The following is a 12,010-nucleotide window of genomic DNA, read 5'->3' on the forward strand; positions in this document are numbered from 1 at the left end:
GTATTTAAAGCTATTATATTGTGCGCAATACATCTTATTTTTTCCGGGCTCATTATATTTTCATACAATGATCTCTATCTTATCCGGCGGAATGCTCGGATCTCCATTCCTCATAAACGAGTCATCTGAATAAACTAATACCGTTTATTTATCACACTTCACACCCTTCTTTGAAGCGTCTCATCATTTCATTTGTCAAACTCAGATTGTTTGGCTGAAGAACTATATCTTCACGCTTAACCCATTCAGCATACTTAAGTTCACTTTCGTCCATCCTGATCTCCGAGTCCGGTTCCGCATCGCAGTAATAGCCCACCAGTATGTCCTGGGCCATGCCCCAGGGCTGTGACTTATAGTACCTGATGTTCTTCACCTTCACACCGGTCTCTTCCATAACCTCTCTTGCGACGGTTTCTTCAAAGGTCTCACCTATCTCAGTGAAACCGGCCACAAGGGCGTTGTGGCTGTATCCCGCCCTGTATCGTGTGATAAGAATGGAATCACCCTTTATAACCCCTACTATGACAGCAGGATTGATTCGTGGATAGATAATGTTTCCGCATTTCGGACATCTGAGAGCCCTTTCCTTATCATCAAGTTCAAGTATGTCACCACACTTGCCGCAGAAGACATTGTCAGAGTACCACTTCCATAGGTGATATGCTGTAAATACCGCATACACTTCCTTACCGGAAAAATGATCACGGACCTCACGAATGGAATAAAACAAGAATCCCTCCTTTTCGAAGGTATCCTCATGAAGAGAAAGGAAAAAACGTTTTTCATCCAGAGAAAAAAGATATACGAAACCTGCAGCCTTTATTTCACTGCACTTTGGAAAAAGTATATCTGTTCCACTTTTCCCGAGACATATCCTGCCCTCACTGTTAAAAATAATGAGGAGGTCTTCATCAACCGGAGAAAGATTCTTAAAACTGTTATCAAGTCTGCTTGGAAAAATATCCTGTATCATAAGTTCATAGCTCCTTTATTTAAATCCGGGTGTCATATCTACCCACATGTACCTGCACAAAAGTATAAGATAAACTTCACTGCACCAGGATTATGTCATTTTAATTACCTGTATAAATCCGGGCTTACATGGCTTCCATCCCTTAAGAGCTGCCCTGCCCTCCGGCGTTACCGGCTTTATCCACTTACCGCGATAAAGATGTACCTGCATGAGCACATATCTAATGGGCTCATCCAGATAGCAGCAGGCAAACACCAGAAGTGTTGGCAGCTTCAATACCATACCTGTGAGCCATACAATCGGTATGAGCATCAGCCACATAAAAACGATCTCAAGTATGGTACCATAGGAAGCATCCCCTGCAGCTCTGAATGTATCGTTCTGGGTCCAGTTGCCCATTCTGATAAATGCCGCAACTGCATATATGCACAGAAAACCAAAGGCTATCCTGAAGCTCTCTCCTTTCATCCCCATAACAGTCAGTATAGGCACATGCAGTAATACAAGAGAAAATACCACCAGACCTATAACCAGCTGACAAAGATATACAAGCCTCCATGCTCTCCTGTAAGCAGTATCCAGATTTCCGGTACCCACCTCTTTCCCGACAAGGATGGAAGCGGCATTGGAAAAGCCTGCAAAGAATCCTATGACCAGACCCTCCAGAGTTCTGAATACAGCCACTGCAGCGATGGCTTCTTCCGGCTGTCTGCCCAGGACAACATTGATCACCATATTTCCAAGTCCTATGAAAAACTCATTGGCTATGATAGGTGAACACTTTCTGAAAAAATCAGACATAAAGGCTCTAGTAAATCTAAAGTGCCTGTTCACAGCAAAAAAATAGACATGTCTGTTCCTGAAGGCGAAAAGTGTTATGATGCCAATGCTTACAGCCTGTGCAATAACCGTAGCCAGCGCAGCTCCCCTTACACCCATGGGGCGAAATCCCAGGTTGCCGAAAATCAGCACCCAGTTAAGAAATATGTTTGTTGCCACAGCTACCAAAGAACCGTACAGAGGAATACGAACTCTTTCAGTACATCTTAAAAGCACAGACATGGCCACGGATATCACCATAAGGGGATATGAAAATCCTGCTATCCTGAGATACTCTATGCCTATTCTCTGTATGGTTTCCTTATCTGTATAAAGACTCATTACGAGCCCTGGAAAGCATATAGCCATTATGCAGAAAATTAAAGCTACAGTCAAAAGACAGGAAAGGGTGATTCCATAAGATCTGTTTATGCCGTCATCATCCTTGACGCCCCAGTATTGGGAAAGAAACAGCATTCCACCGCCAACAAATCCCCAATAACAGCTGAACATCAGTGACGAAAACTGGGCGCAAAGACCTACTGCACCAACCTCGATTCTGCCTATAGATGCGATCATCATGGTATCTACCATGGAGCCTGTTGTGGTAAGGAGATTCTGCAAAGCCACCGGAATCGCAATAACAGCAACTCTTTTAAGAAAATCTCTCCAATCAAATTTTTCTTTATCCAAAAAACTCATATTCATTCTCCGGAATATCTGTTTCAATCTTTTTAATATACCATAAAAATAATAACACAGATGTCGATGTATCATTTCAACCAATTCTGTAACATTTTATGTGTGCAGTATGCCTATTTTGAAAATATTTTTCGTTATTTCATTGACAATATTCACCATTATTAAGTATCATTATTCAAGAGTTATTGATAATCTTTTAACATTGTTTCGTGAATTAGCCCGACCGGGTTATAAAAAATACACAAAGAAGGAGTAATTATATGAAAGGTTTTGCGATGCTTAAGATCGGTGAGGTTGGCTGGATTGAGAAGGAGCGTCCTGTATGTGGGCCAATGGATGCTATATGTAAGCCACTTGCCATCGCTATCTGTACTTCAGACGTACACACTGTTTGGGAAGGTGCTGTAGGTGATCGTCACAACATGATCCTCGGACATGAGGGATGTGCTGAAGTCGTTGAAGTTGGTTCCATGGTTAAGGATTTTAAACCGGGCGATAAGGTTCTGGTTCCTGCCATCACACCTGACTGGAACTCACTCGAAGCACAGAGCGGCTACTCGATGCACTCAAACGGAATGCTTGCAGGCTGGAAGTTCTCAAACTTCAAGGATGGTCTTGATTCCGAGTTTTTCCATGTTAATGATGCCGACGGAAACCTTGCACACATGCCTGAGGGAATGAGCCTCGAGGATGCATGTATGCTTTCAGACATGGTTCCCACAGGTTTCCATGGTGTAGAGCTCGCAGATGTTCAGTTCGGTGATACAGTTCTGGTAATAGGTATCGGACCTGTTGGTCTTATGTCAGTAGCAGGTACACATATGCGTGGAGCTTCCCGCATTATCGCAGTAGGAACACGTCCTAAGTGCGTAGAGGCCGCCAAGTTCTATGGCGCTGACGAGTTCATCAGCTACAAGGACGGAACCATCGAAGATCAGGTTATGAAGCTTACAAACGGCAAGGGTGTTGACCGCGTAGTTATCGCAGGCGGAAGCGTTAAGACCTTTGAATCAGCCGTTAAGTCTCTTAAGCCGGGTGGAAAGATCGGTAATGTAAACTATCTCGGAAGCGGTGATTTCATCACTATCCCACGTGTAGAATGGGGCGTAGGTATGGGTCACAAGCAGATCAACGGCGGTCTCATGCCGGGCGGACGTCTCCGCATGGAGAAGCTCGGTGCTCTCGTATCATCAGGTAAGCTGGATGTAAGCAAGCTTTCAACTCATGTATTCCATGGCTGGGAGCACATTCCTGAGGCACTTCAGCTCATGAAGGATAAGCCTGCAGAGCTCATCAAGCCGGTTGTTATCCTTGACAACAACCCATAAAAGACTTCGTACACCGGTCGATGAAATAAGATTTGTCAGGTGTATGACATCCTATTAAACATACATTAAATAATATTCCGGAGCGGTCTTTGACCGCTCCTTCTGTTGAAGTAAGGACTTGCTGCTCTAGAAGAACACCCCAAACCTTTACTCTTCCATCGCAGTAAGTTATCTCATGTGATATCATAGCTTCCGGTTTCAGTATGATTTGATACCTTCAACAGCAGAAAGGATTCTATTATGAAGATTCTTATCGTATCCGGTTTTTTAGGTGCCGGTAAAACCACTTTTATTAAAGAACTCATACGTCGTACAGGCACCGCCCCGGTTATTCTGGAAAATGAATACGGAAACAACAGTATCGATGCAGGAGAACTTCGAAATGCCGATACCGGCGATAAAAAGCTGGAGGTTCTGGAATTTATGGAAGGCTGCGTTTGCTGCACCATGAAAGACAGCTTCGTAAATTCGGTATTTACTGTATTTTCCGGTTTGTCTCCTGAGTATCTCATTATAGAACCAACCGGTGTAGGAAGGCTCAGCAATATCCTCTCCAACTTAAAGCCTCTTCTTCACGATCCTGTAACGCTGCTTAATCCTATAGTTGTTATAGCTCCACGCAGCTACAACCAGAACATGATGGAATTTGAGGCTCTTTACAAAGATCAGATAGCACATGCGAAAACTGTAGTCTTTTCAAAATGTGAAAATGAAGATGCTGAAGTTCTCGCAGCCACAGAAAAAGCTGTCAAAGAGATAAATCCGGAAGCGGAAATCATTTGCAGACATTATTCAAAGCAGGATGATGACTGGTGGCGTTCTGTCATGGCTCTTCCTTCCGATAACATAGATGTGGAAGAAACGGAAACAGCGAAGGACGATTTCTCACAGATAACCATGAACCATGCTTCTATGGAGAATCCATTCCAGCTCATTCAGCTTTTAGAGGATTGCCTGAGAGGACAGTTTGGACATATCGTCCGAGCCAAAGGCACCATCCCTGTCGGCAGTGAAACTCTCCGCTTTGATCTTGCGGATGGTCTATACTCAATTTCAGATTCACCGGAAGCAGCAAATCAGTGTGTATTTATAGGAAAGGATATCGACAGAATCGGACTGGGCATACGGACCGGAAGCCTGTTTGACGGACGAAATCTTTCCATGAATAAAAAGATCATCAACAGGAATATGGGATCAAAAATTGCCATGAGGGCATGATCTCATCCATATCAATCACATATTTTATGACTTGAGTTTACAAGAATAAATCTCCCGGTTCTGCACGGTACCGCGCAGAACCGGGAGATTAAATTATATTTCTCTTCATCTCCAGAATGCCCAAATGAACATATAGCCTGTGCCGGCGGCTACAAGGGTAAAAGGCAAACCTATCTTCATAAAATCAGAAAATGAAACATCATATCCTTCTTTCTTCAGTATGCCCACGGCAGTTATGTTTGCACTTGCACCGATGGGAGTGATATTCCCCCCGAGAGTGGCTCCGGAAAGAAGGCCTAAATAAAGAAGATAGGGTTCCATTCCGAGAATTGCGGTTATACTTGTGATGATGGGAAGCATAGTGGCAACATAAGGGATGTTATCGATAAATGCAGAGAACAGAACAGATCCCCACACAATTATTGTGTAGAGAAGAAAGACATTATCCCCTCCCGCATCTACTATTATTTTTGCAGCATCATCAATGAGCCCCACATCCGTAATGCCCTGTATGACTATAAAAAGTCCGCAGAGCACAAGCAGGGTTTCCATATCAACCGAAGAAAATGCATTCTTTATATTAAGCTTATCTTTATTCTTTATATAATCGTAAATCACACTTATTGCCGCTATGACCATACATATGACACCGTTTGTCACCGAGGGGGTATCCGGAATAAAGGAAGCGATGATGAGACATACTACTATTCCGCACAGAGTAAAAGTCGGCACCATATCTGTTACCGGAGTCTTTTCCTTTGCTTCAACTGACTGTGTGAATTTTTTAAACAGGAACATCATAACCGGAACTGTAAACAATGCCCCCAGTTCAACTGCAAAAAAGATACCGGGTCTTCCCTTCATCCAAAAGAATTGAATGAAATTCATATCAGCGTAGTTTCCAAGCATGATGGATGTTGTATCCCCCACCAGGGTCGCTGCTCCCTGAAGGTTTGATGAAACCGAAATAGAAAGAATCATGGGAACCGGGGAAATATCCAACTTTTTACATATGGCAAGTCCTACAGGTGCTATCATAAGCACTGTGGCAACATTATCAATGAATGCAGAAACGGCCCCCGAAAAAAGAGACATCAGAATGATGACCCACATCACGTTCTTACACTTATCAAGAATTATATCAGCAAGAAGGTTAGGCATCTTTGATTCAATGAAATAGTACACCACTATCATGGTGCCGCCTATCATCATAAGCACATTCCAGTTCACTGCCGACAGTATGTAAAACAGATTTCTCTCCACAATGCCGAGAACAGTAAATAAAACCGCAACAAACCATATGGCGTACAGTTTCCAGTCGGATTTTGCTATCATGACAACATACATCAATATAAAAAGAATCAATGCTACTGTTTTAAGTTCCAAGATTGGCTCCCTTCCGAAATGATCATAGCGCTCTTTGATTCATTGTATCACGAAACAGATCCGGATATAGTAATCAGGATTTAATAATCCTTTACATATTCAATGACATGAGTGTCAAAAGTCGACACGAATCATTCCGCACTCCGGCGCCGCAAAAGCGTCCTTACCTCATGACACTTATGTCAATTCATTATCTACAGCAAAACTCCCCGGATATGTATTATTCCGACACATATCCGGGGAGTTCATTTGGTTTTGTTATTATAGCTTTGTTTTGAAAGTAATATGCTTAAATAAGCATACCGGCATATCATTCATCAAATCCTACAAACCAGGTGATTACAAATCCAAGGACTGTAGCGATAACTGCTGCAGCACAGGCAAATACGAAGTTCTGCATGGTTCCGCCAAGGAAGATAGGAAGAGTAAGGAATGAGCAGGATGCTGTTGCATAAGCCCGAACATCGAACATACCTACAAATATTCCGGTGATGGCTGCTGCAGCGATTGCTGAGATAAGAGGCTTTCTGAGACGAATGAGACATCCGTAAAGTGCAGGCTCAGTTACTGAAAGAAGCGCTGTGATACCTGTCGAGATACCTGTCTGCTTGTTCTCTGCCTTCTTAGCCTTAACACCAACCGCAAGAGCTGCACCTGCGATAGCAAGGTTAGCTGCAAGAGCCTTTGTAAAAAGAAGTGATGAACCGTAGGTTGTGATCTCGTTTACGATAAGCGGAGTGATGATTGTATGCATACCAACCATTACAAGAAGAGGATGTAATGCTGAAAGCACTGCCATGCTGATTCCGCCGAAGCTTGTGAGCCATACGCAGAAGTTAGCGAGAGCTGTTCCGATGATGGTTCCGATAGGTCCAAGGATAAGAAGTGTAAGTACGAACATCACAAGGCCGAGAATAAACGGTCTGAGAATTGACTTAACAGCATCAGGAAGAACCTTCATAATCTGTCGGTCAAGAACTGCCATGACAGGAACCATAAGAAGTGCAGGTACGATATTTGATGTGTAGCTGACCTTTGTAAGAGCGATACCGAAAAGATCAAGCTCCTCAACACCTGAGATGGAGCCTGAGCAAAGGGCAAGCATCACAAATGCCGCAACATATTCATTGGTCTTGAGACGACGTGCACCTGCGAAGGCAACCATAACAGGAAGATAACTGTATGCTGCCTGTGCCAATGCATTAACCAGTATATAAGTGTTTGTCTCTGTAGCTGCCGGATTCATGAACTTCACGATGGCAAGCAGTGCGGATATAAGACCTGAACCGATAAGTACAGGAAGTGTAGGTGTGATACAGCCTGAGATAAATGCAAATACCTTGCTAACTGTATTCTCCTTAACCTCTCCGTCAAGGTTCTCATTAACAGGTGCCTCTGCTCCTGTTGCAGGAAGCAGTGGAAGCATCTCATTGTAAAGCTGCTCAACGGAAGGTCCGATAACAATCTGATACTGACCGGCCTGGTCTACAACACCCTTAACTCCGTCGATTGCCTTAAGTTCCGCTTCATTAGCCTTCTTCTTATCAACAAGAACAAGTCTTAATCTTGTCATACAGTGTGTATGTGTGCTGATGTTTTCAGCGCCGCCCACTGCTGCGATTATAGCAGGCGCCATGGTTTTGAAATCAAGTTCTTTCTTCATTGCTTTAGCTCTCCTTACTGTTTAATGTCAACCTTCATTTTCAGGCCACATTCTTCATTAACGAATCCCCTTCAGATTCGAATTGTTTTAATGATTTCCACTCTTCTAAATCAAAGATACTCTATACCGGGATTTATCACATAAAATAAGAAAATCCCTTTAAGTATCACATCTCTTCGCCGTTTGTCTCAATGACCTTCTTGTACCAGTAGAAGCTGTCCTTACGGGAACGTGCCAGTGTTCCCTTTCCGTAATCATCCTGATCCACATAGATGAAACCGTATCTTTTACTCATCTGGTTCCCGGAAGCGCTGATGATATCTATAGGGCCCCAGCTTGTGTAACCAAGCAGCTCTACTCCGTCATCAATGGCCTTTGCCATCTCCACAAAATGATTTCTGAAGTATTCTATTCTGTAATCATCGTGAATGCTTCCGTCCTCTTCCACCCTGTCTCTGGCTCCGAGACCATTCTCCACAACAAACAGAGGCTTTTTGTATCTGTCATACATCTCTATGAGAGAGAATCTGAGTCCCACAGGATCCGTCTGCCATCCCCATTCACTGGACTTAAGATACGGATTCTTGACTCCCAGAACCGTATTTCCCGGTGTTCTCGGGGCATCAGGGGAAACAGACTCTGTCATGCTCATGTAGTAACTGAAGCTCACATAATCAACAGTGTTCTCCTTTATGAGCTTAAGATCTCCCTCTTCCATTTTTATGTTAATGTCTCTCTTTTCAAGATCTCTAAGTATCAGTTTCGGGTACTCACCAAAAACAAGCACATCCGTGTAGCTGAGATTCTCAAGGTTTCTCTTCTGTGTAGCCAGGGCATCCATTGGCTCACAGGTATACGGATAACAGGTAAGCTTTGTAAGCATACATCCCATAAGTGCTCCGGGGACCATCTCATGAAGCATTTTTGCCGCCAATGCAGACGCCACGAACTGATGGTGAAGTGCCTGATAACATGCCTTATCCACACCCTCCGTACTGAGTTCCGGAATGATACCGGCAGAAGTAAAAGGATGTCTTCCGCAGCTGTCGATCTCATTGAAGCCCATCCAGTATTTAACATACTTACCATACTCTCTGAAGCAGGTTTCACAGAACTTCATGAAAAGCCCTATCACATCTCTTGAAACCCAGCCGTTGCCGGAAAACGCAAGACTAAGCGGCATCTCATAGTGATGAAGTGTCACCATAGGTTCAATGCCTCTTGCTTTCATGGCAGTGAAAAGTCTGTGATAGAACTCAACGCCCTTTAAATTGGGCTCTGCCTCATGACCTGTAGGATAGAGTCTGGTCCATTGGATGGACACTCGAAGAATCTTAAAGCCCATCTCCTTAAAGAGATCCAGGTCCTCTTCATAGCGATGGTAAAAATCTATTCCATGACGCTTTGGATAGTAAGTGGTATCTGTTTCCGCAGCTGCTGCCTTGAGACCCTCAAGTGTAACCGCTGTATTTTCTTTCAGGTTCTTCTGATCAACCTTAGGCTTAAAAGCCTGAACATCCTGAACACTCAGCCCCTTGCCGTCTTCATTCCAGGCACCCTCGCACTGATTCGCCGCCAGGGCTCCGCCCCATAGAAAATTCGAAGGAAATTTCAATTTCACACGCTCCTTTTATTTTGATGTATTCAGAATAAACTCTTAAAAAAAATAAATCCATTCCATAAATTGCAAAGTTTCAATGCAATAAATGGAATGGATTTATAGAATGCCCCCTGATTATAAAGAGAGTCTCAGTTCATCTATCTTTCCCGGCTTTAAAATCTCACTTATCAGGTTGTAGAAACTTATCATCTCATTTGTTTCCGTGTAGTAGTCTGATATCACCACTGACCTTATGTTTGTTCCGCGATATAATACAGGTTTTTCAAGATAAATGATCTGTATGCTGTTTTCATCCCCGGGATGGGCTTTTCTCATATGTACTCTCGGCACCAGAAAAGAATCTGTATCAAGAACAAATTCATATATTTCAGAAGATAAAGAAAGCGCCTCATCTCCATAGTCCATTTTCACTGGTTCAACCGGCTTTAAATCCGGTGAACTATGATTTCCTTCAACACTACCACTAAAATCATCTTCCTTATCCGGACCGGGGTTTACTGAATCGGAACATAACCCATTTATCAGTTCCGGCAAATCTTTGAACTCTTCAGCTTCCAGGGCTGTCACGTTTTTGAACCTTACATATCTTTCTACATATTCCTCAAATTCTCTGTCTCTCTGACGCTTTTTTATCTCCTTTATCCTTTTGCTTATAAGCTCGTACTCATTATCAAGAGCAAAAAGCTTTACAAGTACCGCCTCCGGACAGGAAAGTGCCATAGAAGCGCTGGCTGTAAGAATCAGAGCCTCATCCTGTTCCGGCACATACTTACTCCTGAGTTCCTTATTGAGCCAAAGATAATGTTCGACCACCATAACCCGGCCTGTTTCATTGGGAAAATGCTCCTCTATCCACTGCTTCATAGGCCAGACAAGACTGGGATTCTTCGAGGTGACTATGATGCACGGAACAGGCTTCTCCTTGAATCTTATAGCCATGGCAACGTAAAGGGCAATGAACGTCACTTCCGTTTCATGGGCCTTGAATCCAAAAGCCTTTTCAAAACAGCTTAAAACTATCTGTGTCGCAAGGACATAGGTTCTGTTTATCTCCCTCTTATAGTAATTACTGATATGGTGTCCGTAGTCTGCCCGTTGATGCAGCTTATATACATGAAGAAGGAATCTCTGTTTCTCATCTTCCTTCATGGAAAACTCCAGGCCGAAAGTATCTCTGACACACTGGATGAAACGACGGTATTTAGGTTCCCATTCAGCAATCCACGCCCTTCTTGTTTCGGGAATCTCAATGAGAAATGCAGGAAGCTCATTTAACTTTGCCTGCAGATCCTGCTTCTCCGACTCAGAAAAGGACATTCCCGTTACAGAATGAATGATATCCATAAGCTCATTCATCAGGGATGATATGGCAAGTCCGTGATCCATCTGTTCCAGTGTATATCCCAGACTGCTTCTGATAAGGGACAGTATCATGTATCGCCGGAAACTTCTCAGGGCTTCTCCAGAAACATGATACTGATGGGAAACAAAAAGCTTCGCCATATAGGTTCTCATTATTCCATCCAGACCTTTATATTTCGCAGAAACATTTGGTGCATAGATTTCCGCTGATTCCCTGTCAAAGACCTTGCTCAGATACTGCCTTTTCTGAAATTCAGGAAGGTCTACCATCAGTCCCTTTGTCCTGTTCACAGTCACAAGCTTTTTTAAGACACTTGAATTCTCTATAGTTCTGAAAACAGTACCCTTTGAAAGAAAAAGCTTTCCTGCCAGGGCTTCCATGCTTATATAGTCCTTCTCAAAAAGCAGTGCCGACAGAATATCATTCACTCTTTGCTCCGGCATCAGCATGGTCTGACGGTCATCAGCCTGGGCAAGTATAGTCTCCCTGGCTTTTTCACTGAAATTTCTTACCGCATAACCATGCTTTCCAACATTGATAATTGCGGCCCCGTCCTGAAGGCTTTTGTTAATGTCTCTGATTTCAGTCTGAAGGGTACGAAAAGAAATCCCTGCCTTCGAAGCCAGGTGATCCGCATTCATCCCCTCCGGATTATTCAAAAGATATGAAATGATGTAGATTTGTCTGTTGGTTAATTCCATGTTTGTGATCCGCTCCCTCAGGAAGGAAATAGCTTTAAATACACTTATTCACGTTCCTTAAGCTATACTATATTTTTTACTTTTCACCTGCAAGCTCCTTTACAATAAAGATAAAATATTCCGGAAAGCTGATAGAAGCATGGTGTTATATGGCGATAACATCTCCATATCTTACGAATTTTGGTATAATAAAACCGGTATGATTTAATTTACCAATGCTTTTATAGTAAAATAAA

At 43.1% G+C, this 12,010-nt stretch carries 8 protein-coding genes; 2 read left to right on the forward strand and 6 right to left on the reverse strand.

Features of this window, described 5'->3' with window-relative positions; all coding sequences use genetic code 11:
- Positions 1-151: 151 nt before the first annotated feature.
- Both nudC and T515_RS04990 read right to left on the reverse strand, forming a co-directional pair.
- Positions 152-973 carry an NAD(+) diphosphatase gene (gene nudC, locus T515_RS04985; protein WP_036608347.1) on the reverse strand — a complete coding sequence of 274 codons (822 nt, stop codon included), beginning with the start codon at positions 971-973 and terminating at the stop codon, positions 152-154.
- A 90-nt stretch (positions 974-1,063) separates the two neighbouring features.
- Complete coding sequence (locus T515_RS04990; RefSeq protein ID WP_051671446.1) at positions 1,064-2,494, reverse strand: MATE family efflux transporter; 1,431 nt, start codon at positions 2,492-2,494, stop codon at positions 1,064-1,066.
- A gap of 260 nt (positions 2,495-2,754) precedes the next feature.
- Between T515_RS04990 and T515_RS04995 the strand changes: the two genes are divergently transcribed.
- Together T515_RS04995 and T515_RS05000 are read left to right on the forward strand one after the other, a co-directional pair.
- The gene (locus T515_RS04995) at positions 2,755-3,822 is read left to right on the forward strand and encodes an NAD(P)-dependent alcohol dehydrogenase (RefSeq protein WP_036608349.1); all 1,068 of its coding nucleotides are present in this window, start codon (positions 2,755-2,757) and stop codon (positions 3,820-3,822) included.
- 240 nt (positions 3,823-4,062) lie between these two features.
- On the forward strand, positions 4,063-5,040 hold the full coding sequence (locus T515_RS05000) for a GTP-binding protein (RefSeq protein ID WP_051671447.1): 978 nt from the start codon (positions 4,063-4,065) through the stop codon (positions 5,038-5,040).
- Positions 5,041-5,145: 105 nt separating this feature from the next.
- Here T515_RS05000 and T515_RS05005 read toward each other — a convergent pair whose 3' ends face one another.
- The 4 genes from T515_RS05005 to T515_RS05020 all read right to left on the reverse strand — a co-directional run bounded on the left by T515_RS05005 (position 5,146) and on the right by T515_RS05020 (position 11,774).
- Entirely contained in the window at positions 5,146-6,426 is a 1,281-nt protein-coding gene (locus tag T515_RS05005) for an SLC13 family permease (protein WP_036608351.1), read from the reverse strand.
- Positions 6,427-6,736: 310 nt separating this feature from the next.
- Positions 6,737-8,089: a PTS transporter subunit EIIC gene (locus tag T515_RS05010; protein ID WP_036608354.1), complete on the reverse strand. Its 1,353-nt coding sequence runs from the start codon at positions 8,087-8,089 to the stop codon at positions 6,737-6,739.
- A 166-nt stretch (positions 8,090-8,255) separates the two neighbouring features.
- Positions 8,256-9,710: a glycoside hydrolase family 1 protein gene (locus T515_RS05015; RefSeq protein ID WP_036608356.1), complete on the reverse strand. Its 1,455-nt coding sequence runs from the start codon at positions 9,708-9,710 to the stop codon at positions 8,256-8,258.
- A 114-nt stretch (positions 9,711-9,824) separates the two neighbouring features.
- Entirely contained in the window at positions 9,825-11,774 is a 1,950-nt protein-coding gene (locus tag T515_RS05020) for a BglG family transcription antiterminator (protein WP_036608359.1), read from the reverse strand.
- Between the last annotated feature and the right edge of the window lie 236 nt (positions 11,775-12,010).

The sequence above is a fragment of the Oribacterium sp. P6A1 genome (assembly GCF_000702885.1).
In the GTDB taxonomy this organism is placed as follows: domain Bacteria; phylum Bacillota; class Clostridia; order Lachnospirales; family Lachnospiraceae; genus Oribacterium.

Excerpts from the sequence above, each read along its gene's own strand:
- nudC (WP_036608347.1), bottom strand. The coding sequence starts at position 973 with ATGATACAGGATATTTTTCCAAGCAGACTTGATAACAGTTTTAAGAAT.
- T515_RS04990 (WP_051671446.1), bottom strand. The coding sequence starts at position 2,494 with ATGAGTTTTTTGGATAAAGAAAAATTTGATTGGAGAGATTTTCTTAAA.
- T515_RS04995 (WP_036608349.1), top strand. The coding sequence starts at position 2,755 with ATGAAAGGTTTTGCGATGCTTAAGATCGGTGAGGTTGGCTGGATTGAG.
- T515_RS05000 (WP_051671447.1), top strand. The coding sequence starts at position 4,063 with ATGAAGATTCTTATCGTATCCGGTTTTTTAGGTGCCGGTAAAACCACT.
- T515_RS05010 (WP_036608354.1), bottom strand. The coding sequence starts at position 8,089 with ATGAAGAAAGAACTTGATTTCAAAACCATGGCGCCTGCTATAATCGCA.
- T515_RS05020 (WP_036608359.1), bottom strand. The coding sequence starts at position 11,774 with ATGGAATTAACCAACAGACAAATCTACATCATTTCATATCTTTTGAAT.